At 73.6% G+C, this 21,312-nt stretch carries 20 protein-coding genes; 10 read left to right on the top strand and 10 right to left on the bottom strand.

Annotation, left to right across the window (positions count from 1 at the left end; genetic code table 11):
- Window positions 1-437: 437 nt before the first annotated feature.
- The 3 genes from ACFWXO_RS39535 to ACFWXO_RS39525 form a co-directional block, all read right to left on the bottom strand.
- Complete coding sequence (locus ACFWXO_RS39535; RefSeq protein WP_380530612.1) at window positions 438-1,436, bottom strand: phospholipase; 999 nt, start codon at window positions 1,434-1,436, stop codon at window positions 438-440.
- 182 nt (window positions 1,437-1,618) lie between these two features.
- The gene (locus tag ACFWXO_RS39530) at window positions 1,619-1,897 is read right to left on the bottom strand and encodes a hypothetical protein (protein WP_375893569.1); all 279 of its coding nucleotides are present in this window, start codon (window positions 1,895-1,897) and stop codon (window positions 1,619-1,621) included.
- 204 nt (window positions 1,898-2,101) lie between these two features.
- Window positions 2,102-3,160, bottom strand: coding sequence for a helix-turn-helix domain-containing protein (locus ACFWXO_RS39525; RefSeq protein ID WP_380530609.1), 1,059 nt, complete (start codon window positions 3,158-3,160; stop codon window positions 2,102-2,104).
- A gap of 248 nt (window positions 3,161-3,408) precedes the next feature.
- Here ACFWXO_RS39525 and ACFWXO_RS39520 point away from each other — a divergent pair, with 248 nt between their 5' ends.
- Both ACFWXO_RS39520 and ACFWXO_RS39515 read left to right on the top strand, forming a co-directional pair.
- Window positions 3,409-4,128 carry a hypothetical protein gene (locus ACFWXO_RS39520; protein WP_380530606.1) on the top strand — a complete coding sequence of 240 codons (720 nt, stop codon included), beginning with the start codon at window positions 3,409-3,411 and terminating at the stop codon, window positions 4,126-4,128.
- A 27-nt stretch (window positions 4,129-4,155) separates the two neighbouring features.
- The gene (locus ACFWXO_RS39515; RefSeq protein WP_380530603.1) at window positions 4,156-4,770 is read left to right on the top strand and encodes a TetR/AcrR family transcriptional regulator; all 615 of its coding nucleotides are present in this window, start codon (window positions 4,156-4,158) and stop codon (window positions 4,768-4,770) included.
- 87 nt (window positions 4,771-4,857) lie between these two features.
- Here ACFWXO_RS39515 and ACFWXO_RS39510 read toward each other — a convergent pair whose 3' ends face one another.
- Together ACFWXO_RS39510 and ACFWXO_RS39505 are read right to left on the bottom strand one after the other, a co-directional pair.
- Complete coding sequence (locus ACFWXO_RS39510; protein ID WP_380530600.1) at window positions 4,858-6,066, bottom strand: cytochrome P450; 1,209 nt, start codon at window positions 6,064-6,066, stop codon at window positions 4,858-4,860.
- A gap of 136 nt (window positions 6,067-6,202) precedes the next feature.
- Complete coding sequence (locus ACFWXO_RS39505; RefSeq protein ID WP_380530597.1) at window positions 6,203-6,559, bottom strand: hypothetical protein; 357 nt, start codon at window positions 6,557-6,559, stop codon at window positions 6,203-6,205.
- 110 nt (window positions 6,560-6,669) lie between these two features.
- On the opposite strand from ACFWXO_RS39505, the gene ACFWXO_RS39500 reads away from it, so the two are divergent.
- The 3 genes from ACFWXO_RS39500 to ACFWXO_RS39490 all read left to right on the top strand — a co-directional run bounded on the left by ACFWXO_RS39500 (window position 6,670) and on the right by ACFWXO_RS39490 (window position 11,467).
- Window positions 6,670-10,152 carry an NACHT domain-containing protein gene (locus tag ACFWXO_RS39500; protein WP_380530594.1) on the top strand — a complete coding sequence of 1,161 codons (3,483 nt, stop codon included), beginning with the start codon at window positions 6,670-6,672 and terminating at the stop codon, window positions 10,150-10,152.
- 108 nt (window positions 10,153-10,260) lie between these two features.
- A complete protein-coding gene (locus tag ACFWXO_RS39495; RefSeq protein ID WP_380530591.1) occupies window positions 10,261-10,842 on the top strand; it encodes a hypothetical protein in 582 nt (193 codons plus the stop codon).
- Between the two features lie 37 nt (window positions 10,843-10,879).
- On the top strand, window positions 10,880-11,467 hold the full coding sequence (locus ACFWXO_RS39490; protein ID WP_380530588.1) for an SMI1/KNR4 family protein: 588 nt from the start codon (window positions 10,880-10,882) through the stop codon (window positions 11,465-11,467).
- Window positions 11,468-11,486: 19 nt separating this feature from the next.
- Here ACFWXO_RS39490 and ACFWXO_RS39485 read toward each other — a convergent pair whose 3' ends face one another.
- Together ACFWXO_RS39485 and ACFWXO_RS39480 are read right to left on the bottom strand one after the other, a co-directional pair.
- Window positions 11,487-12,221: a hypothetical protein gene (locus ACFWXO_RS39485; protein WP_380530585.1), complete on the bottom strand. Its 735-nt coding sequence runs from the start codon at window positions 12,219-12,221 to the stop codon at window positions 11,487-11,489.
- A 96-nt stretch (window positions 12,222-12,317) separates the two neighbouring features.
- Entirely contained in the window at window positions 12,318-12,731 is a 414-nt protein-coding gene (locus tag ACFWXO_RS39480; protein WP_380530581.1) for a hypothetical protein, read from the bottom strand.
- Between the two features lie 166 nt (window positions 12,732-12,897).
- Here ACFWXO_RS39480 and ACFWXO_RS39475 point away from each other — a divergent pair, with 166 nt between their 5' ends.
- Window positions 12,898-14,514 (top strand): phytoene desaturase family protein, encoded by a 1,617-nt coding sequence (locus ACFWXO_RS39475; RefSeq protein WP_380530578.1) that lies wholly within the window; start codon window positions 12,898-12,900, stop codon window positions 14,512-14,514.
- A 49-nt stretch (window positions 14,515-14,563) separates the two neighbouring features.
- On the opposite strand, the gene ACFWXO_RS39470 is transcribed toward ACFWXO_RS39475, so the two are convergent.
- The gene (locus tag ACFWXO_RS39470) at window positions 14,564-15,250 is read right to left on the bottom strand and encodes a hypothetical protein (protein ID WP_380530575.1); all 687 of its coding nucleotides are present in this window, start codon (window positions 15,248-15,250) and stop codon (window positions 14,564-14,566) included.
- A gap of 312 nt (window positions 15,251-15,562) precedes the next feature.
- Here ACFWXO_RS39470 and ACFWXO_RS39465 point away from each other — a divergent pair, with 312 nt between their 5' ends.
- The 4 genes from ACFWXO_RS39465 to ACFWXO_RS39450 all read left to right on the top strand — a co-directional run bounded on the left by ACFWXO_RS39465 (window position 15,563) and on the right by ACFWXO_RS39450 (window position 18,895).
- On the top strand, window positions 15,563-16,117 hold the full coding sequence (locus ACFWXO_RS39465; protein ID WP_380530572.1) for a TetR/AcrR family transcriptional regulator: 555 nt from the start codon (window positions 15,563-15,565) through the stop codon (window positions 16,115-16,117).
- A gap of 278 nt (window positions 16,118-16,395) precedes the next feature.
- Window positions 16,396-17,172 carry a hypothetical protein gene (locus ACFWXO_RS39460; protein ID WP_380530569.1) on the top strand — a complete coding sequence of 259 codons (777 nt, stop codon included), beginning with the start codon at window positions 16,396-16,398 and terminating at the stop codon, window positions 17,170-17,172.
- A 15-nt stretch (window positions 17,173-17,187) separates the two neighbouring features.
- Window positions 17,188-17,865, top strand: coding sequence for a class F sortase (locus ACFWXO_RS39455; RefSeq protein WP_380530567.1), 678 nt, complete (start codon window positions 17,188-17,190; stop codon window positions 17,863-17,865).
- 55 nt (window positions 17,866-17,920) lie between these two features.
- Window positions 17,921-18,895: a hypothetical protein gene (locus ACFWXO_RS39450; RefSeq protein ID WP_380530564.1), complete on the top strand. Its 975-nt coding sequence runs from the start codon at window positions 17,921-17,923 to the stop codon at window positions 18,893-18,895.
- 7 nt (window positions 18,896-18,902) lie between these two features.
- On the opposite strand, the gene ACFWXO_RS39445 is transcribed toward ACFWXO_RS39450, so the two are convergent.
- A complete protein-coding gene (locus ACFWXO_RS39445; protein WP_380530561.1) occupies window positions 18,903-19,817 on the bottom strand; it encodes a DUF4436 family protein in 915 nt (304 codons plus the stop codon).
- On the bottom strand, window positions 19,814-21,046 hold the full coding sequence (locus ACFWXO_RS39440; protein ID WP_380530558.1) for an agmatine deiminase family protein: 1,233 nt from the start codon (window positions 21,044-21,046) through the stop codon (window positions 19,814-19,816). The genes ACFWXO_RS39445 and ACFWXO_RS39440 overlap by 4 nt, the downstream gene beginning before the upstream one ends.
- Window positions 21,047-21,312 lie beyond the last annotated feature (266 nt).

Raw genomic sequence — 21,312 nt, 5'->3', positions numbered from 1 at the left:
ATGTCAACATATCTGGCGTTGACTTTTGGCACGCTGTTGAGTTCTCAAGGAACGGACGCTTCCTTCGGACCGCCTTCCAGCGGGCCCTCCGGGCGCTTCGTTCTTTCGTGTTTCCAGCTTATCAGATGTTTTCCGCTCCGTTTTCCGGGGCTTCGTCATCCAACTCGCCGGTGCCTTCCGGGGTTTGATGCCCCGTTCGACGTTTCAAACTCTAGCCGAGCCCCGCTCCGAAAAGCGAATCCGGCCGCAATCCCGATAACCAGGCATGCCGAACTCGGCCTGTGCTGTTTCTCGTGGATTGGCCGCCCCGGAACCGTCCGCGCCATCGCGTGTCCGGTGCTCCCTGTCGGGCGACTGGGAGACAGTACCCCTACTTCTCGCCCGAAACAAATGCCCGGCCCCGGGCCGCGCGGGAGCGGTCCGGGGCTGACGGTCCCCTACTTGAAGAGGCGGTCACCGCTGTTGGCCATCCGGTGACTGCCGCTGTGGCGGTTGACCCAGTCGCGGACGAGGTTGATCGCGTTGGCGCACTGCCAGGTGTCGTCGTACTCCCGCACGCCCGTGAAGGCGCCGTAGCCCGCGATGATGCCGTCGACCTGGGCGTCGCCGAGGAGCTTGTCCACGTACCAGGGGTCGTTGTAGGTGGTCGTCCAGGACAGCGTGGCGGCGAGTCGGCCGGCTGCCCGGTCGGCCGCTCCCTTCTTCAGTTCCGCGCAGGTGTTCCAGGTGGCCTCGGTGCAGTTGCCGAAACCGTTCTTGATGTCGGTGTCGCCGTAGTCCATCGCGCGGCGGCCGACCGGGATGCCCGCGCCGGAGCTGTTGAAGGCTCCGACGACCTTGTCACGGGCCCCGGTGGTGGTCATGCCCTCCAGGCGGCCGAGCTTGCCCTCCAGGCTCTTCCAGCCGCGGCCGCCGACGTCGGGGGTGTTGCCGCCGTGGTACTCGAAGAAGCCGTAGAGGACCTGGATGCCGGCGGCGGTCAGCCGCTGTGCCTTGTCGTGGAGGCCCGCGACGCTGCAGGTGCGGTTGGGCTCCTCGCCGCAGTAGTTGGGGTCCTTGATGTCCAGCCAGACCAGCGACAGCCGGCGGCCCGCGTTGGCGTTGGAGAGGATGCGGTCGATCATGCTGTCGAAGCTGGGGCCGAGCCGGTTCTCCCCGGCCGAGGAACAGTCGTGGTAGGCGCGCCACTCGTTCGGGTTCCACCAGGCGCAGACGTCGATCTCGATGCCGTTGGCGCCGTGCTTGAGCGCCGCGTCCACGCCGTCCAGGGTGTCGACCCGGTGGGCGATGGCGTAGATCGGGTGGCGCTGGTCGGCCGCGGCGGCCGGGGAGGTTCCGAGCGCGGTGCCGCCGATGATCCCGCACAGCGTCGCGGCCAGCGCGGGAACCATCCGCACGCGGGCGCCGGTCCTGAGGTGAGTGGTCAAGAAAGGCACTCCTTCTCGTCCGTGTTCTGAGGTGAACATGACCGAACGTGCCAACTGTACGTCGTCGAACGGTGGATGGGGCCTGAACGCGATCACCGGCGGTTCGGTCTCCACCGTCCGCAGACACCACCGAGCCCCGGAGTAGTTCTCCGGGGCTCGACGGGACCTCACGGCGCGGGCGGTCGCAGCTCCTAGACCGGGGCGAACGCGTACCACTTGGTCAGGGCGTACTCGCAGTCGAAGACGCCGAGCTTGTTGATGCTCCCCACCCAGGAGATGCACTCCTGGGCGGATCCGAACGGGCCCCAGGAATCGATCGCGACGTGGCCGGCGTTCGGGCTGAACGCGTACCAGTTGTGCTGGGCGTACTCGCAGTCCCAGAAGCCCAAGTTGCCGTAGTCCGCGACGTACTGCGTGCACTCCTGAGCGGATCCGAACGGGCCGTAGGAGCCGATGGGGTTGGCGGCCACAGCGGCAGCATGCGCAGGGGCCGGCGCCGGGGCCGGGGCCGGGGCCGCCGCGCCGGCGCTCGCGGCGCCTCCGACCAGGGTGGCCACGGTCAGGACCCCCGTGGCGGTGAGTGTGGCGATTGCCCTCTTCATCGATGACCTCCAGGTCGTGGCTGATCTGATCCGGTGACACGGGCATTCCGGGCGGGGCTCCCCGTGCACGTCTCACGCTAGGTCGGCGGTCCGGTGGTGGAATGCGCGACGAGTCTCCGACCCTGTGCGCAGCGTCTCCTCGACCGTCGGCCCGGGTAGGGCCCGGCGGCGCTGTTCGCGTGGGGAGAGGCCGTACGCGGCTTTGAACGCGCGGCTGAACTCGGAGGGGTTGGGGATGCCGCAGCGGGCGCCGATGGCGTGGACCGGCACGGCCATCAGGGCCGGGTCGACGAGGTCGCGGTGGGCCTTCCTCAGCCGCTGGCGGCGGATGAACCCGCTCACGGTCTCCGCCTGGGAGTGGCGCGCGAAGAGGCGGTGCAGGTGGCTGACGGAGATGTGGTGGGCGGCGGCGACCACGGGCGGGGTGAGTCCGGGGTCGTGCAGGTTGGCCCGGACGAATGCGCGGATGGTCTCCACCAGGGCCCGCTGCCGGGCCTCCAGGGGCAGCGTGCGCTCGGCGTCGAGCTCCCCGGCGATCCAGGCCGACATCAGGTCGAGCACCACCGTGCCGAGGCGGGACGCCTCCGCGGGCTGGAGGGCGGCGGCCTGGCGCTCCAGCCCGAGGAGGAACTGCGCCAGCAGCGCCCCTGTGCCCTCCCGGCCGGAGAGCCTGCGGCCGAGCAGGTCACGCATCCGGTGCGGGGGCACCGGCAGCAGCGACACGGGCAGGTCGATCCCCACCCCGACGACGTCCGGACCGCTCCCGCCCGGGGCCCGGTCCCCGAACATCCGCGCATCGTGCGGGGTGGAGCTGTCGACGAGGGAGAAGTCCCCGGCGCCGAACGTCTCCGCCTGGTCCCGCCCCCGGCGGAGCGCGTGGGTTCCGGAGGTCAGCAGCGTCAGGTAGCACAGCTCCTGATCCGAACGCCGGATCATCCGCTCCGTACGCCAGAACCGCGCCGACGGGAACGACGAGCCCACCAGCACCACCGGTCCCAGCTCGAAGAGCCGCACCTGCCAGGTGAAGTCGTGTGCGTGAGCACTCGTCGCCTCGCACTCCCTCCTCCTGGCCAGCCCGTCCCGCCAGCACTCGAAACCGTCCTTCGCCGACAAACCCTCACCCTGGAGCATGCTCGTCCCTTGCGCGAACATCCCGTCCCTTCCAGACATGCCTGACATGCCTCCCCTGTCGAATCGGCGAGGCCCTCCCCGGTGCATTGTCACGCCACCGTCAAGATGAGGCGCTGCCGCGTCCCACCGCCTCGTTTGACCTCGTACGGGCCGGGCCGCGAGCATGACCGAACCGCCGGGGAGGGACCGTGACACAAGACACCGCAGGACAGTTGACGAACCGTCGACGACGGAACCGCCTGACCGCCGTGGCAGTCGTGGCCGTCCTCGGCGGCGGCGTCGCGATCGCGATCAACGCGTGGATGGATCGGGGCCCGGAGACCCGGGTCAGCCAAGGCCCCGTGGCCGGCTACCCGCTGCTGGTCAGCTCCGACGGCCTGACCCTGACGCTCAACATCGGCTGGGGGTGCGAGGAACGGCCGGAGCTCGTGGCCCACGAGTCCACCGGCACGGTGACGGTCTCCCTGCGGCACACGGTCCGTCCGGGGTTCTGCGACCCGGGCGGCGCCGCGCAGATCACCACCCGCCTGAGCGAACCCCTCGGGACCAGAACGCTCGACGACGCCACGGGCAAGCCCGCCGTCCACTTCGACGAGCGCAAGCTCCTCCGGCCCGCGTTCCTCCCGGAGAACTACTACCCCGCCCCCGCGGGCAGGATGGTCTACCTGCCCGGCCTGGCAGCAGTCCCGACCGACACCCCGGCCTGGGCCGTCCGGTACACCCTGGGCACGGAGCCCGACACACAAGGGAGCCTGATCATCGGCCAGACCCTCCGGAGCAGCACACCACCGCCCGGCAAGGCCGCCACCGTCAAGGGCCTCCCGGCGAGCATCACGCACGCGGACTCCCCAGGTGGCCCCCATTCACTGACCTGGTCCGACGGCACCTACACCTTCGTCGTCACCACCGGCGGCCCCCCGCGGCTCACGGACGAGGAACTCGTCCGCGTGGCGGAGGGCCTCGGGTAGCGGCCGCTGCGGCGATAGGGTGCCGGGATGGTCCCCGACGCTCCCCGGCTGCTGCGCGCCGACGCCGCCCGCAACGCGGAGAAGATCATCCGGGCTGCCCGGGAGGTCTTCGCCGAGCAGGGCCCCGACGCCCACCTCGACGACGTGGCGCGCCGGGCCGGCCTCGGGGCCGCCACGCTCTTCCGCCGCTTCCCCGACAAGGCCGCGCTCCTGCGGGCCGTGCTGGACCAGCGCTTCGACGAGCACGTCCGGCCCGTCATCCAGGCCGCCGCCCACGATCCCGAACCCGCGGGCGGGCTGGCCCGGGTGCTGGCGGCGGCTCTGGAGTCGGTGGCCGGCGACTACAACGTGCTGGCCGCCGCCCGCGCCGCCGGTGTGCTGACCCCGGCGACCGGTGAGGAGTTCTTCGCCGCCCTCGACGTCCTCCTCGCGCGCGGTCAGGCAGCGGGCGTGCTCCGCACCGACCTCGTGCCCGACGACCTGCACCGCGTCGTCGTCATGCTGGTCTCGGTGCTGTGGACGGTGGACCCGGGTGAGGGCGGCTGGCGCCGGTACCTGGCCCTGGTCCTCGACGGCCTCTCCCCCACCGGGGCCCGCCCACTGCCCTGCCCCGCCCCCGCGCTGCGCACCCGCACGCCCTGACGGCTTACGGCTGAGGGCTGAGGGCTGACGTCAGACCTCGGACGTCAGACCTCGGACGTCAGAGGTCAGACGTCAGACGGCCCCCGTTCACCACAGCACCGGCACCTCGCCGATGCCGCCCGCCAGCCGTTCGGAGTGGTCGCGCAGGCTGCGCGCGTCCACCGCCAGCCGGAGGCCGGGGAAGCGTCGGACCAGCGCGGTCAGCGCGATCTGCATCTCGGTGCGGGCCAGCGCGTTGCCGATGCAGTAGTGGCCGCCGTGCCCGAAGGCCAGGTGGGCGTTGGGGGAACGCGACGGGTCGAAGGTGTCCGGCTCCTCGAACGCCCGCCCGTCCCGGTTCGCGGCGTTGATCGCCACCAGCACCGCCTCGCCCCGCGCGATCGCCGTCCCCGCGACGGTGACCTCCTCGCGGGCGTAGCGGGTCAGGCCCAGGGCCCCGGGCGCGGCCATCCGCAGGACCTCCTCCACGGTGGCGCGGGCCGATCCGTCGGGGTCGGCGGCGAAGCGGTCGCGCCGGGCGGTGTCGCTCAGCAGGAACAGGACTCCGAGGTCGATCCGGGTCGACGTCGTCTCGTGGCCCGCGAACAGCAGTCCCACCGCCAGGCGGGTCATCTCCTCCTCGGTGAAGGACGGGTCCTGTGCCTGGACGGCCAGGATGTCGCTGATCACGTCCTGTCCCGGCCGCTTGCGCTTGTCCTCGGCGACCGCGGCCACGTACGCCTCGAACTCGGCCATGGCCGCGGCCCCGTCGGCCCCGCCGTACAGCGCGGCGATCCGCTCCGACCAGCCGCGCAGCAGCTCCCGGTCCGCGACGGGCACGCCCAGCAGCTCGCAGATCACCATCACGGGCAGCGGGAAGGACAGGTGGCCGTGCAGGTCGACGGCGCGGCGCGGATCCCCTGCGCGCTCCTCCTCCATCCCGTCCAGGCAGGACGCGGCGAGTTCCCCGATCCGCTCGCCCAGCCGCCGCATCCGCGGCGCGCTGAACGCGGGTGCCAGCATCCGCCGCATCCGGGTGTGCTCGCGGTCCTCCTCCTCGGGCGTGGGGGCGGGGCGGGTGTGCAGGGCCGAGGCCGAGATCCTCGGGGAGTCCGCGGTGTCGGGGCGCAGCCGGGAGAACCGGGTGTCGCTCAGGATCTCCCGGGCTTCCTCGTAGCGGGTCACCAGCCAGGCCGGGTCCCCGGCGGGTGTCGTCACCCGGGTGATCGGCCCTTCCTCGCGCAGCCGCGCGAGCAGCGGCGCCAGGTCCAGGGCGTTGGGACGTTCGAAGGGTAACTGCGGTGCGGGCGCGTTCATGGTCTCTCCTCACGAACACTCGGCGGAGCGGCTCTCTCCTGCCCACTCGGGGCCGGGGTGGACGAACGAGGCCCGGACCCAACAAGTGAGAGTCAGCTCTCTCTTGTGGCGAGCGTAACACCGCCGGTACGCACAGTCAGCCTCCCTGCCGCCCTTTCAGCCGCTCCGACGTCGGCCGATCCGAACCCGACCGCTCCGACGTCGGCCGATCCGACGTCGACCGTTCCGGCGTCGGCTGATCCGACGTCGAACGGTGCCCGTCGTGCGTCCGCGGCGGTTCCCGGAGCCACGCGCTCGCCGCCATCACCGCGGCCCGGTGCCGTGACTCCGTCCCCGCGACGGCCGTCTCGACCTGCCGGGTGCGCTCCGCCTCCCGCCGCACGGCCTCCCGGTAGCGCAGCCAGCGGCGCGCCACCGCGGCGATCACCACCGGAACCGTCACGGCTGCCGCCCGGGCACCGTCCAGGCCGTTCACCACCGCGTCGAACACCATCGCGCCGCTCCCCCGTCACTCGTCGAAACCGATGCGACAAACCCTCCACCTGCGCCGGGATTTCCCTCTAGCGTGAGGAAACTCTGCGGAAACCCATGGAGAGCGGGCTGATGGCGAACGGACGGCCGAGGAAGACCGAGCAGCACGAGCGGCCCGAACTGGCGGAGCTCGCCGAGTGGTTCCGCTCGGCGCTGCGAGCCGCCGGACACGTCAGCGTCCACGCCTTCCTCAAGGCCCCCCGTGCGCCCGGCGCCCCGGTGGCTCCCGACAAGAACACCGTGTACGACGTCCTGGGCGCCCGCCGCCTCTGCCGACGGCAGGCGGCCGAGCAGCTCGCCGCGGCGCTCGGCCACCCCGCGGAGGCCGTCGCCTCCCTGTGGAGTCGCGCCGAGCGGCAGTCGAGGCTGGCGGAGCGCGCCCGGCGCCACGCGACGCGCGGGGCAGGCGTCAGGAACGTGGAGTGGACGGACATCCCCCTGCCCGACCCGTGGCTGGAGGACCTGCTGCGCAGCCAGGCCGCCGCCGCCGAGCAGTTCCCCTACGACCTGCTCGGCGTCGTCAGACCGCCGCTGTCCGAGGTCTACGTCGAGCAGGACGTCCAGCCCCTGCCGCAGGGCCCCGAGAAACCGGGGCAGGAGGCCGCCCGGCGGCCCCACCCGTCGGCCTCGACCCTCGCCGAGGCCCTGGCGACGCACGACCACCTCTTCATCACGGGCGGTCCGGGCACCGGCAAGACCACCCTGGGCCGGCACCTCGTGCGGCAGGTGGCCAGGTACTGGCTGTGCGAGGACGAGGACGGCGGGGCACAGCCCTGGTACCCGAGCGCCGTGGTCGCCGTCCGGATCGCCTCGGCGGACCTCCATCTCCCCCAGGCCTGGTACCGGCAGTTGAGCGAGGCGGTGAACCGCAGCGGCACCCAGACCGAGCCCGTGCACCACGAGCGGTTCGCGAGCCGCCCGCACGGCGTCCGGTGGCTCGTCGTCGTCGACGGCCTGGACGAGGTGTCCTCACCGGTCATCCGGCACAACGCCCTGCGGAAGCTCGCCGAACAGATGCCGCCCGGCGGGCACTTCCGGTTCGTCATCACCTCCCGTCCCCTCCCGCAGGGCGAGCTCGAACCCTTCGAGGACCTGCCGGGCATCGGCTTCTACACCCTCAAGGGATTCGACACCGACCAGCAACTCGCCTTCGCCGAGCGCTGGTTCCGGGCCCAGGGATCGGACGAGGCCGCCGCCCACGCCCGGCGGTTCCTGGACGAGGTCGACGAGGCCGGTCTGCAGGAGGTGCTCCGGGTGCCGCTGCTTGCGACCATCGCGGCCGCCTTCCGCAGCCGCAACCCGCGCGCTCCGCTGCCCCGCGGCCGGGTCGACCTGTACGAGGCGTTCCTGGACCAGCTCAGGACCGCCCGGGAGGGGAACCGAGCGGTCACGAAGCGGTTCGTCGAACGCTGGGAGCAGCGGGAGCTGGGCCCCATGGCCGCGTGGCTGCTGGAGCACCGCGACCGGTTGGTGACCCACCTCGCCTGGGCGCGGCTCAAGGGGGCGCCGGAGACCTCGCTCGTCGGCGAGGCCCGGACGTGGCTGGCGGACCGACTCCCCTCCGGCCTGCGCTGGCCCGAGGGCGCTGACGGTGAACTCGGGCAGTTCCTGGCGCAGAGCGGTGTGCTCTCCTTCGACGGCACCGAGTTGTCCTTCCTCCACCAGTCGTTCGCCGAGTTCCTCGCCGCCCGGGACGAGGCGCCGGGGATCCCCTCCGACTTCCCCGGCCTCGGCCCCTGGGCCGCCGCCGCCACCAGCGCCGGCGCCCGTAACCGGATGCTGTTCACCTGTGCCCTCTGGGCGCGGCGGCCCGGCAACGACGTCGGCCTGATCGTCCGCCACCTGCTCGCCGGCGAGCTGCAGCACCGGGTCATGGCACTGCGCCTGGTCACGGCGGGCGTACCCCTGGGCGAGGCGCTCGAACAGTCGGTGATCGACCGCCTGACGGACTTCGCCGGTGACGAGAGGTCGCGGTTCGCCACGTCCGACGCCGAGGTCCTCGCCGAGCTGTCCCAGCTGCGCGGGAACCGCCGGCTCGCCGCCCGCCTTCGTACCGTCGCGCAGGCGGAAGGCCTCCCGCCGTCCCTGCGCACCGGGGCGGCCGCCGCGCTCGCGAACGTCGCCTCCCTCCGGGACGGCATCACCGCCCTGGAGGGCCTGGCCTCGACCGGGACGCCGGAGACCGTGCTGCTGTGCTGCCGGCACCTCGCCTCGCTCGACCCCTCGGGCGGGCCGTTCCGGACCGAGGCCCTGAGGCGTCTGCTCACCGCTCCGCGCGTCTCCGTCTGGGACCGGCTGACCGCCGGGGACCTGCTCCTCGCCGAGGGCAGCACCGAGGGCCTGGTGGACCTCGCCCGGTCCGTCCTGACCGGCCCCGAGCACAACGACCAGCGCCTGGAGAGGGCCGGCGAACTCTGGTTCGACGTCGACGGGGCGGACGCCGCCGAGGAGGTCGCCCGGATCATCGGAGCCCGGAACGACTCCCAGATCTGGTCGGCCCGGGGCCTGATCCTCACCCTGCTCCGGTTCGGGCGCACCGACGAGGCCGCCCCGCTCACCCGACGCTTCCTCGACGAATCGATCAGCAGCGACGACAACAGCGACGTCGTGACGGCGTGGGTCGGGACGGAGGGCGCCGCCGGAGCCGACCGCATCGTCGGGTTCCTGCGCGAGGCCTCGGTGTGGAACGCGGACGAGCGCCCGAGCATCGCCCACGACCTGCTGCGCGAGGGATTCGCCGCGCAGGCACTCGAACTGGTCCGGACGGGCCTCGGTGCCACGACCCGGCGGAGGTACAGCCTCCAGCTGGAGTTCATGGTCCTCGTCAGGGCCCTCGGCCCGGACGCGGCGGACGAGGTACGGCACTGGCTGGAGAGACTCGACGGGAAGCCCGAGGACCACGCGACCGCCCTCGGGCTGCTGCTCGAAGCCGGTGCGGCGCCCGCCGCCGTCCTGCCGCTCGCCCTCCGCGTGCTCCGGCAACCCGGCAGCAGCACCAAGGCGTTCGTGAACGCCGCCCGCGTCGTGCTGCGCCACGACGGCGCGTCGGCCTGCGAGGAGGTCCTGGACGCCCTGGAGGCCCGCCCGTACGGCGGGGCGGCGCTGCGCACGGAGCTCCTGCCCGTCCTGGTCGAACACGGCCAGGACAAGGCCGTCATGGAGCTGGGACGCCGACTGCTCGACGACCCCGGTCTGACCGGTCCCGAGCTCCGGGCCGTCGTCCGGTCGTGGGCGGCCGTGGCCGGCGCGGGGGGCGTTCGGGAGGTCCTCGGCCGCGTGTCGGCCTCCCTCGGCACGATCGGCCGGGTCGCCGAGACCGCCTCCCTCCTGGCCGGCGCAGGACTCGCCCAGGAGGCCGTCCCCCTGTGGTGCCGCGTCTGCACGACGCCGGGCGCCGCCGACGAGACCCGGTGGCGGGCCCTGCAGTCACTGATCGCCGCGGGAGCCCACGACGCGGCCGACCGGGCACTGCGTCAGGCACTGACCGCGCCCGCCTCCCCGGCGGAAACCCTCGCCCTGCGCCGGCTCCACGCCTGGCTGACGGCCACGGAATGAGCGGAGCGGGGGAGCTACCGGAGCCTTCGTCCCGGACCCGGGCGGCACGGCATCCCGTTGTCGGAGGGGCGTGACACCATCGCGGCAACACGACAAGGGGGGCCACCGATGAGTTTCCTGGGCATGTGGTGTCTGGTCCCCGTACGGCCCGACACCGTCGCGCGGTACGCGCCGGAACTCGCTCCCGTCATCGAGGCGGAGGCCGCGCTCCCCGCGTCCACGGACCTCCTCCGGTGGTGGCGGGCCGGCGGCAGCACCCCGGAGGCGCTGGACCGTTTCATCGATCTCACCGCCCCGTCCGCACTGGACGAGCGGATCTGCACCGTCTACGAGGCCTGGGAACAGGGCTACGACAAGTCCCTGCCGCACGTCGTGGCCTCCGCCCGCAAGGCCTACCCGGCCTCCGCCATGGCCTTCGCCCTCGGCCCGCAGCGCTTCGCGCTCCTGCCCGGCTGGTTCGGCGACCTCCTCCTCACCCCGGAACAGGTCGTACAGACCCTTCCCGCCGTCGAACGCGCCTACGACTGGACCCCGCAGAGCCGGCACCAGGCCGAACTGCTCCTCACCGCCGCCCTCCACGACGAGGGCGGCCGGGACGACATCACCGCCCTGCTCGACGGCGTACCCCCGGTCTGGCGCGCGGCGGCGAACGCCGGCCACGGCCTGCTCGGAGCGCAGTTCATCCCCTGACACGCTCTAGGGTGACGGGGACGAGAGAAGACCCACCATGGACCCCCGCATACCCCGTCTGCGGCGCAAGCTGGCCGCGATCCCGTTCCAGCCGCTGCGCAGCCACTCCTTCGGGGAGGAGCAGCACAGGTTCCGCCTCGGACCGAAGGTGTCGGAAGCGCGGATCGCTGCGTTCGAGGCCGAGCACGGCGTCGCCCTGCACAGCGCCCACCGGCAGTTCCTCAGGTACCTCGGCGGCTCCGGCGCGGCACCGTTCTACGGCCTCGTTCCACTGGAGCGGTGCTCCCTGCTGGTCATGGAGCCGCGCGGAGAGCCGGGGACGCCCCGGGGCTTCGACCGCCCGGCGGCCGGGTCGCACGATCGCGACCTCTTCCTCCACATCATCGAGATGGGCTGCACCGACGTGTGCGTCATCGCGGTGACCGGGCCCCTCACCGGCCGAGTCCTCGTCGGCAACGGCGACGGGCACTGGGGGCCCAACGTCTCCTCCGCCGCCGACTTCCTCGACTGGTACGAGCGCTGGCTAGACCAGATGAGCGCCGGGCTCGACAACCGGGCGCTGGAACTCACCTCGCCCCGGCTTCGCGGCCATCCACACCGGCATCGGATGGCCCCGGAGCTGTGACTCCCCGCAACGGCCGAGGTCAGTGCTGGTCCAGCTCCGGGTAGTAGCCGCGTTGGTAGGTGGACAGTCCGTAGATGCTCAGCTGGCCGCCGCCCCTGCAGATGACGCAGACCTTCCTGGCCTGGCATTCGCCGCAGCGGCGCTTGCCCTCGGGCAGGCGGGGCCGCCAGCCGCGGCCGCGGCAGAGGAGGCAGAGGCCGAGGCCGTCGCACTCGTAGCAGAGGACGTAGCCGGGTGTCAGGGTCTCGGGCGTGCGCACCGGCTCCGGGTCGGGTTCCGGGTCGGGTTCCGGGTCGGGTTCCGGCTGGGGCTCCGGCACCGGGTGCGGCGCCGGTTGCGGGGTGTGCAGGGCCAGGTCCGCCGTCTGTCCGCGGAAGACCACCGCTGGGGTGTCGTCGCTCGTCAGGACGCGGATGGTGCTGCCGTCCCGGCGGGCGAGGACGACCGTCCAGACCCTCCCGTCGTCGTCCAGCCGTGACGTCGTGACGTCCCAGCCGGCCGCGTCGAGGAGGGAGACCGCCCGGTCGGACGTCTCGGCGGCGGTGGCGGCCTTCGGACGGTTGCCCTGGTACGCCAGCGCGTGGTGGTGGCGCAGCGGATCGGGCCGGTCCGTGATCTCCGGCTCCGGCTCGCCGAGTGCGAGTCGGCGGAGGTGAGCACGAACGGTCAAGTCCTTGACCAGTATGACCAGTTGCCCGTGCAGGGACCGACCCAGCCGGTCCAGTTCCTCACGTGCCGTCGACGTCTCGTCCATGTCGCCCCCTTGGTCCCGGAACGTACCACGGGGCCGGATCCCGTGATCATGGCGGCCTTGCGTCGGTCGGCAGGTCGACCGCCCTCGGGACCGCCCTCAGGCCGGACCGCCGGGACGGGCGTACGCGGTGTGCAGAGCTCCGACCTGGCCGCTCCAGAACGTGTCCTTCTCCGCCCTGGAGGCGCCGAGCGACAGGAGCCCGAGCTCCTGCGCCAGACCGTAGAACCCGGGGCCGGCGTCGTTCATGCCCTCGTACCGGACCAATGCGGACAGCATCGGTTCCTGCCCGGTCCGGCCGTCCGTGGTGACGCGCCACAGCAGGTACCCGACCGCTGCCCGGTGGTCCGCCCGGGAGAAGTCGAACCCGGGCTGCCCCGTCCGCTCCACCAGGGCCGCGCTCAGCTTGGTGTACGTCGTCAGGCCACCGGCCCTGGCGACCTCGGCCAGGTGGTCGTGAGCGGCCTCCGCCAACTCGTTCCACTCGAGCTCGGTCCGGCCGTAACCCTGCATCGGAGCACCACCAATCGTCGCGCGGACAGCGGGTGTTGAGCCTAGCGGAGCACCAGGTGCGGTGCCGACGAGGCCGCTGGGGGCACCGGTGGGTCCGGGCGCGGCGCCCGGCCCCACCGGCGTCGTGCGGGTTCCCCGCACGGGTGTGGTGTCGTACCGTGACCGGATGACCACGAAGGTGTCATCCCGGTACGACGTCGTGATCGTCGGCGGCGGGCACAACGGACTGGTGGCCGCGGCCTACCTGGCGCGGGCCGGGCGGCGGGTGCTGGTCCTCGAACGGCTGGCGCGGGTGGGCGGGGCCGCCGTCTCCGCCCGGGTGTTCCCCGGCGTGGACGCCCGGTTGTCGCGCTACTCCTACCTCGTCAGCCTGCTGCCCCGGCAGGTGGTGCGGGACCTCGGGCTGCGGCTCGACCTGCGCCGCCGCCGGATCTCCTCCTACACCCCCACGCTGCGGGACGGGAAGCCCACCGGGCTGCTGGTGGACGCGGCCGACCCGGACCGCACCCGGGAGTCGTTCCGGAGCCTGACCGGCGGCGACCGGGAGTGGCAGGCCTGGCAGCGCTTCTACGGGATGACGGCGGAGGTCGCCCGGCGGGTGTTCCCCACCCTGACCGAACCGCTGCGCACCCGCACCGAGTTCCGTCGGCTGGTCGACGACGAGGCCGCCTGGACGGCCCTGTTCGAGCGGCCGCTCGGCGAGGTGGTCGAAGGGAGCTTCACGGACGACCTGGTGCGCGGGGTGGTCCTGACGGACGCGCTGATCGGCACCTTCACCCACGCCCACGACCCCGCGCTGCGGCAGAACCGCTGCTTCCTCTACCACGTCATCGGCAACGGGACCGGCGACTGGGACGTGCCGGTCGGCGGGATGGGCGCGGTGACGGACGCCCTGGCCGGGGCCGCGCGGGCGGCCGGGGCGGAGCTCCGGACCGGCTGCGAGGTGACGGCCGTCGCCACCGACGGCCGGGGCGACGCCGAGGTGACGTACCGGCACCGGGACGGCGAGGCGACGGTGGCGGGGCACCGGGTGCTGGTGAACACCGCACCGGCCACCCTGGCCCGGCTGCTCGGCGAGGACCCGGGGCCCGCCCCGGAGGGCTCCCAGCTCAAGGTCAACATGGTGCTGCGCCGGCTGCCCCGACTGCGGGACGCCGCCGCCGACCCGCGCGAGGCCTTCGCCGGGACCTTCCACATCGCCGAGGGCTACCGGCAGTTGGAGACCGCGTACACCGAGGCGCTGGCCGGCCGACTGCCTTCGGCGCCGCCGTCCGAGATCTACTGCCACTCCCTCACCGACCCGTCCGTCCTCGGGCCGGAGGCCGTCCGGCAGGGGTACCAGACCCTGACGCTCTTCGGACTGCACATGCCCGCCCGGCTGTTCGGCGACCCGGCGGCCGAGGGGCGCGCGCTGGCCGCGAGCCTGGCGCAGCTGGACGCGGTGCTGGCCGAGCCGATCGCCGACTGCCTGGCCGTGGACGCGGACGGACGGCCCTGCGTGGAGGCCCGGACGCCGCCGGCGCTGGAGCGGGAGCTCGGGCTGCCGGGCGGGCACATCTTCCATCGCGACCTCGCCTTCCCCTTCACGGAGGACCGGGACGTCCGCGGGGAGGAGCGGGACGGCGGCGGGGAGGAGCGGGCGGACCCCGCCGCCCGCTGGGGCGTGGCCACCGCCCACCCGAACGTGCTGCTCTGCGGGGCGGGCGCCGTCCGCGGCGGCGGGGTCAGCGGGATCCCGGGGCACAACGCGGCGCAGGCCGTCCTGGCCGAACCGGCCCCGTAACGACTGGGGACCGGGCCGGCCGGGACGGGGCCGGCCCGGTGGCGGTGCGTCAGGCGCGGGCGAGGGCCCAGCCGCCGAGGCCGTCGCAGGCGCCGGCGTTGTACTGGGTGGCCCGGAAGCCGGCCGGGACGGGCGAGCCGGGGCAGGTCCACAGGCCGACGCGGGCGATGTTGTGGCGCCAGGAGCCGGCGCCGTCGCAGCCCGCCACCTGGTGGCCGGTGATCACGTAGCCGGCCACCACCGGGGAGCCGGAGCAGGTCCAGATGCCGTCGTGCGGGAGGCTGTGCTGCCAGTTGCCGATGCCGCCGCAGCCGCTGCGGAAGTGGTTGCTGATGACGTAGCCGGGCACGACGGGCGAGCCGGAACAGGTCCAGATGCCGTCGTGGACGAGGCTGTGCCGCCAGGAGCCCATGCCCCGGCAGCCGGTGGTCTGGTGGTCGGTGATGACGTAGCCGGCCACCACCGGGGAGCCGGAGCAGGTCCAGATGCCGTCCTTGGCCGGCTGCTGGTACCAGGAGCCGGCGCCGCTGCAGCCGCTGGGGTCGTGGTCGGTGATGACGTTCCCGGCGGCGACGGGCTGCCCGGAGCAGCTCCACTTGCCTCCGTTGCCCCAGCCCGCCGTCCGGGCCTCGGCCGTGGACATGCCGGAGACGGTGCCGCCCAGGGCGACGGCCGCGATCAGGGCGATCGACGCCACGCCGGCGCCGGCGCCCCGTCCGACCGCCAGGGTCCTCACGCGCTTCACTATCTGACGCAGGATCATGTCCGGTGTGCTCCTGGGGTGTTGAGGAGGATGAGGTGCCCCCGTTGCGCCGGTCCACCCGGCGGTCGAACGAGAGCCACCCTAGGTGGTGGAGGCGTGAAAGTTCAGCGGAGGACCGGAGAATTCCGCTCCCGGGGCGCAGCTTGTCCGAAAGTCGTCAGGACGTGCGGTCCTCGACCGGCATCCGCCCGGCGTCCCACCTGACGGGACTTTCAGCATACGGAGTGATCTTGGCGCGCCCCGCGGGTAAGGTGGTGGACCGTGGCCAGTAGGAAAACGTCGATCATGGAAGCTGCGGCGCGGGTGATCGCGCGGCGCGGGGTACGCGGGTTGCGGGTGGAGGAGCTCGCCGCCGAGGCGGGCGTGTCCACCGCGCTCATCTACTACCACTTCAAGGACCGCACCGGGATCCTCCGGCAGACGCTGGAGTTCATCAACGACCGGGCCGAGCGCTACACGACCGAACGCGCCGCCGACGCACCGCCGTTGACGGCCCGCGAGGAGCTGGAGCAGACGCTGCTGCTGGAGCTCCAGGACAGCGTCGAGGTCCGGGAGAACAGCACCGCCTGGGGCGAGCTGCGCGCCAGCGCCGTCTTCGACGAGACCCTGCGCGAGGACCTCGCCCGCGCCACCCGGGTCTGGGTCCAGGAGATCGCCGAACTGCTGGGCGGCGTGCAGCCGATGTCCTCGGCGGTCGCGCTGGCCGGTGCGGCGGAGCGGCTCACCGCGCTGCTCGAAGGCCTCAGCACCCGCTGGCTGAGCGGCAGCCTGCCGCTGGCGCACGCCCGGATACTGATGGCCGACGCGATCGACGCCGAACTGGTCCGGCTCGGCTCCTGAACGATCTCCTCGCCGGGAACGGGGAGTTCCCGCGCCGGCAGACCCCTTCCGCACGATGATCCGCCGGACCGACCCATCCGGCACACCGCCCGCCACGAATCCCTGGTGAACCGACCCGACGCCCGCACCGCTCGGTGCACGGCGTCCCCACCCCGCCCCGGGCAGCACCGGGGCGAGGGTGCCCACCCCCAGGAGCGGCGACCACGCCGCCAGTCCGAACGGGCTGCGTCCGACCGGTTCCCACCCGGCCGGGCCGCCCCGACGAGCGGACGATCATCATGCGCAAAGCCATCTACTGCCTGGCCGCCGCCGGCGCGCTGGGCCTGACCGCGGGCGTACCCGCGACAGCCCTCGCCGCCGGCTCGTCGAGTCCCCCCGGCTACCAGGCCGGACTCCAGCCCGTCCCCACCAACAACGTCACCGGTTCCGGCAGCGCGACGCTCTCACTGAGCGGCGACCAGGCCACCGTCACCGTCGACACCACCGGCCTGCTGGCCGGGGTCCCGCACGCGATGCACATCCACGTCGACGGCATGGGCGTGTGCCCGACCGCCGCGGCGGCCACCAACCTCAACGGCCACACCGCGATCAGTACCAGTGACGGCCACCCCTCCTACGGAATGATCGGCACCTCCCTGACCACCAGCGGTGACACCAGCCCCGCCAGCGGCCTGGCCGTCGACCGCTTCCCCACCGGAAGCTCCTTCCACTACGCACGCACCGTGACGGTCACCGACGACGTGGCGAACAACATCCGCTCCGGCAAGGCCGTCATCGTGGTGCACGGCCTCGACTACAACGGCAGCGGCAAGTTCACCGACGTCCTGGGCCCGAGCGACCTGGACCCGACCCTGCCGCAGACCGCCACCGCACCCGCCCTGTGCGGCACCCTCCAGGCCATGCCCACCGGCGGCGCGGCCACCGGCTCGGGGGCCACCCAGCACCGTCCCGACGACGCGGCCCTGGTCACGGGCGGCAGCTTCCTGCTGGTCGCGGCCGCCGGAGGAGCCTGGGTGCTGCGCCGCCGCCGGCCGGTCGGCGACGACCGTTCCTGACCCCCCGGCCCCGCCATGCCCGGCAACCACCCGACCGTGTCCGGCGCCCGCCGACGCCTCGCGGTGCTCGCCGCCACCGGCCTGCTGGCCGGTGGCGGAGCGAGCACCCTCGCCCTGGCCGCCACCGACCACGCCGAGCCGCCGCCCCGACCGAATGCCGCGGCCGCCCTCCCGGCCGCGCCCCTCCCGGCCGAACGAACGCCCGGCGGCGCCGCGCTGCCGCCCGGTCCGCTGCCCGCCTCGCCCCCGACCGAACTCGACATCCCGTCGATCCACGTCCACACCTCGCTGCTGCGACTCGGCCTGAACCAGGACGGCACCGTCCAGGTGCCCCAACAGCCCCTCCAGGCAGGCTGGTTCACCGGATCGGTGAGCCCGGGCCAGGTCGGGGCCTCGGTCATCCTGGGCCACGTCGACTCCGCCCGGACCGGGCCGGCGGTCTTCTACCGGCTCGGTGCCCTCAGGCCCGGGGACCAGGTGTCGGTGACCCTGGCCGACGGTGCCACCGTCCCCTTCCGCGTCGACACGGTGCGGGAGTACCCCAAGGACGCGTTCCCGACCCTCGCCGTCTACGGATCCGCCGACGCCCTGCCCCACCTGAGGCTGATCACCTGCGGCGACTGGGACCAGGCCACCCACTCCTACCGCGGCAACACCGTCGCCGACGCCGACCCGACCGGCCCGCTCCCCTGAGCGCGCCCGGCGCCCCAGCGGTGCCGGGCGGGCTCCCCCTCCCGCTGGAGACGCCATGCGCATCACCCGCCGCCGGGCCCAGGTGACCCTGGGTCTGCTGTGGCTCCTCGCCGGAGCGCTGCAGCTGCAGCCCTTCATGTTCACCACCGGCTTCGCCCACCGGATCATCGCCCCGGCCGGCGACCAGCAGCCCGCCGTCGTCGCGGGCCCGGTGCACTGGGCGGCCCGGCTGATCGCCACCGCACCACTCCCCCTCGACCTGTTGTTCGCCGCCACCCAACTCCTGCTCGGCGCCGCGCTGGTCCTCGCGCACTCGGCCCGCCGGGTCCGCCTCGCGCTCGGCGCCTCGATCGCCTGGGCGCTCGCCGTCTGGTGGCTGGGCGAGGGCCTCGGCGGCCTGACGAGTGCGCACGCGCTGATGCTCACCGGCGGACCGGGCGCCGTCGTGCTGTACGCGGTCGTCGCGCTCGCCCTGTGGCCGGCCCGGCCACCGGCGTCAGAAGGCCTTCCCGGCGACGCCGCCGTCCGGACCGAACCGGCCGACGGACTGCGGACGGGATGGCTCACCTGGTCCTGGGTGGTGCTGTGGGTCGGCGCGGCCGTGCTCCAGGCGCTGCCCGGGAACGGCGCCCTCCAGGCCGTCGCCGGGAGCGCGGACAGTGCTCCCGCCTGGCTCCGCCCGGCCGGCGCGCACACCGTGTCGGCCCTGGCCGCCGGTGGCACCGCCGTCACCGTCGCCCTGGTCGCGGCGCAGGCCCTGATCGGGCTCGCGGCGCTGCGACCACGCCTGCGGCCGCCGGCCGCCGGTGCCGCCGTCGCCCTCTCCCTCGTGTTCTGGGTGCTCGGGCAGAGCCTCGGCGGCCTGTCCACCGGCCAGGCGACCGACCCCAACGCCGCCCCGCTCTACGTCCTGCTCGCCCTCGTGCTCGCCGCCACCGCCCCGCGCGCCGCGCGTGCGGCCCCCGGCGTCCCGGCGGGCCGGGAGGCGGCGGTCGCACGGCCGGTGGCCCCGGCCCATCGGAGCGGCTGACGGACCATCAGGGTCCGGCGGGATCGGCCGCCGGGCCCGCCGAAGGCTCCGCGGCCGCTTCCTCCGCGCGGCGTTTGCGGTGCTCGACCCGGACCCCGGCGATGACGGTGAAGGCCAGGCTCGCGGCGATGATCCCCTCGGCCCAGAAGAAGGACACGTAGTCCATCAGCGAGCCGACCGGTGGCGAGCCCGGTGCCGCGTTGCGCATGCCGATGAGCGCGAAGAGGGTCGCCGCCATCCAGCCGAGCGAGGGCCAGACCAGCCCCTGGCCGCCGCGGTAGAGCACCTCCGCGCCACCCAGCACGGCCAGGGCGAGCGCCCACATCGCGGCGATCATGAACCAGGCCAGGATGAAGGTGCTGCGCGCCCGGCTGACCCGGCCGTCCAGGACGGTCACACCGGAGGCGTGCGGGGTGCTGGTGGGCCGCACCACGAAGAACGGGTCGGCGTCCGCGAAGACCAGCCCGACCGGCACCGCGCCGGCGCTGTCCGTGGCCGAGAAGCCCAGTTCGAAGTGGTAGCGGTCGAAGGGGTAGTCGGACTCGGTGCCGTCGTAGAGGTTGGCCTGGACGGACCGGGCGGTGACGGTCTCCCCCGCCGCGGCCCGCAGGTCGGTGCTGGCCGCGGAGTGGACGGTGATGTCGACCTGCCGGGTGAACACGGCGGAGTCCGGACCGTCGGCGAGGCTGCCGTGCGGGACGGCCGCCACGTAGAGGCCGAGGTCGCCCGACCCGGGGTCGATCTCCTGGGCGGTGAGGTCGAGTTCGATCCAGTCCGCCGCCGTCGGCAGGGCCAGTTCCCGGGTCTGCTGCCGGGTGTCGCGCTCGTTGAAGTACAGCGCGATGCCGGCCGAGCAGAGTACGGCGAGCAGCAGCAGGGCGAGGGCGAAGCGGTTGCCGCGCAGTCGGCCGCGGCCCCTCACGACGAGGCGGCGGGCGAGGCCGGGCCGGACGGCGCTCCGGCCGACGCGCCCGACGCGCCCGCCGCGGCGACCGGCTGCTGCTGGGTGGCGCAGTGGATGCCGCCGCCGCCCGCGGCGATGTGGTTGATGGAGACCTGGGTGACCTTGCGGCCGGGGTGGAGGTCGCCGATGATGCCGGCCGCCTTGTCGTCGGCGGCCTGGTCGCCGAACTTCGGGACGATCACGCCGCCGTTGCAGACGTAGTAGTTGATGTAGGTGGCGAGGAAGTTCTTGCCCGCGCCCTGGATCAGGTCGAAGTCGGGCTCGGGGAGGTCGACCACCTTGAGCGTGCGGCCCTTGGCGTCGGTCGCGGTCTGGAGCACCTGGATGGCCTGGTTGGAGGCGGTGGTCCAGACGTCCGGCGGGGTGTCGGCGGCGGGGCGGTGCAGGACGACGGTGCCGGGCTCGGCGAAGCGGGCGAGCGCGTCGACGTGGCAGTCGGTGATGTCCTGTCCGGCGACGCCCTTGAACCAGATCACCTTCCGGACGCCGAGCAGGTCCTTGAAGTCCGCCTCGATCTGGTCCCGGCTCTTGCCGGGGTTGCGGTTGTCGTTGACCCAGGAGCTCTCGCAGGCCATCAGGGTGCCCTCGCCGTCGACCTCGATGCCGCCGCCCTCGCCGGTGATCGGCGCCTGGATGCGGGTGATGCCGTAGTGGTCGAGGAGGTTGCGGGCGACCTGGCCGTCGTTGGCGTGGGTCTGCTTGCCGCCCCAGCCGTTGAAGTTGAAGTCGACGCCGGCCAGGCCCTGGGCGCCGGTGACGAAGGTCGGGCCGGTGTCCCGGGCCCACAGGTCGTCGACCATCAGCTCCAGCACCTCGACGGAGGAGCCGCAGGCCTGGCGGGCCTGGTCGGCCTGGTCGGGGCGGGCCAGCAGGACGACCGGTTCGAAGCCCGCGACGGCCTGGGCGAGCGAGGCGATGTCCTGCCGGACGCCGGGGAGTTGGTCGCCCCAGACCTCCTCCAGGGCCGGCCAGGCCATGAAGGTGCGGGTGTGCGGGCCCGACTCGGCGGGCATCGCCCGGGCGGCGGCCTGGCTGCCCGACGGGGCCGGGGTGCCCGCGGCCGGGCTGCTCGGTCCGGGCTGCTCGTCCGCCGTGCTGTCGGAGGAGCAGCCGCCGGCCAGGGCCAGGGCGGCGAACGCGGCCCCGGACTGCAGGAGCGCACGGCGGGACGGCCGGGAGGGAGCCATGGGGCCTCGTTCCGGTAGGTGTCGGGTTCGGCTCCGCAGGCTACTGAAAGGGGCGTCAGGTTCCGGCGCGGCGCGGCTCCGCCGTTCGAGGGAATCCCCCGCCCCGCCCTGGCCACGGCCACGGGCGCGGAACTACGGCGGACGGCGCCGTCCCCCACCCGGGGGCCGCCGGTGCCCCCCCCCGGCGGGGGCGGGGGGGGCGGCGACGCGCGGCGGGCGGGCGGCGGTCCGCGGGGGGTCCCCCCCCGGCCGGGGGCGGGCGCCCC

It is taken from the genome of Kitasatospora sp. NPDC059088 (genome assembly GCF_042738155.1).
GTDB lineage: Bacteria > Actinomycetota > Actinomycetes > Streptomycetales > Streptomycetaceae > Kitasatospora.
The sequence above is the reverse complement of the archived record's forward strand: the minus strand, read 5'-3'. Positions and strand labels throughout refer to the sequence as shown.

Coding starts and splice junctions, on each gene's coding strand:
- ACFWXO_RS39480 (WP_380530581.1), bottom strand. CDS start 12,731: ATGCAGGGTTACGGCCGGACCGAGCTCGAGTGGAACGAGTTGGCGGAG.
- ACFWXO_RS39475 (WP_380530578.1), top strand. CDS start 12,898: ATGACCACGAAGGTGTCATCCCGGTACGACGTCGTGATCGTCGGCGGC.
- ACFWXO_RS39515 (WP_380530603.1), top strand. CDS start 4,156: ATGGTCCCCGACGCTCCCCGGCTGCTGCGCGCCGACGCCGCCCGCAAC.
- ACFWXO_RS39490 (WP_380530588.1), top strand. CDS start 10,880: ATGGACCCCCGCATACCCCGTCTGCGGCGCAAGCTGGCCGCGATCCCG.
- ACFWXO_RS39485 (WP_380530585.1), bottom strand. CDS start 12,221: ATGGACGAGACGTCGACGGCACGTGAGGAACTGGACCGGCTGGGTCGG.
- ACFWXO_RS39510 (WP_380530600.1), bottom strand. CDS start 6,066: ATGAACGCGCCCGCACCGCAGTTACCCTTCGAACGTCCCAACGCCCTG.
- ACFWXO_RS39455 (WP_380530567.1), top strand. CDS start 17,188: ATGCCCGGCAACCACCCGACCGTGTCCGGCGCCCGCCGACGCCTCGCG.
- ACFWXO_RS39500 (WP_380530594.1), top strand. CDS start 6,670: ATGGCGAACGGACGGCCGAGGAAGACCGAGCAGCACGAGCGGCCCGAA.
- ACFWXO_RS39495 (WP_380530591.1), top strand. CDS start 10,261: ATGAGTTTCCTGGGCATGTGGTGTCTGGTCCCCGTACGGCCCGACACC.
- ACFWXO_RS39460 (WP_380530569.1), top strand. CDS start 16,396: ATGCGCAAAGCCATCTACTGCCTGGCCGCCGCCGGCGCGCTGGGCCTG.
- ACFWXO_RS39505 (WP_380530597.1), bottom strand. CDS start 6,559: ATGGTGTTCGACGCGGTGGTGAACGGCCTGGACGGTGCCCGGGCGGCA.
- ACFWXO_RS39440 (WP_380530558.1), bottom strand. CDS start 21,046: ATGGCTCCCTCCCGGCCGTCCCGCCGTGCGCTCCTGCAGTCCGGGGCC.
- ACFWXO_RS39465 (WP_380530572.1), top strand. CDS start 15,563: ATGGAAGCTGCGGCGCGGGTGATCGCGCGGCGCGGGGTACGCGGGTTG.
- ACFWXO_RS39525 (WP_380530609.1), bottom strand. CDS start 3,160: ATGCTCCAGGGTGAGGGTTTGTCGGCGAAGGACGGTTTCGAGTGCTGG.
- ACFWXO_RS39450 (WP_380530564.1), top strand. CDS start 17,921: ATGCGCATCACCCGCCGCCGGGCCCAGGTGACCCTGGGTCTGCTGTGG.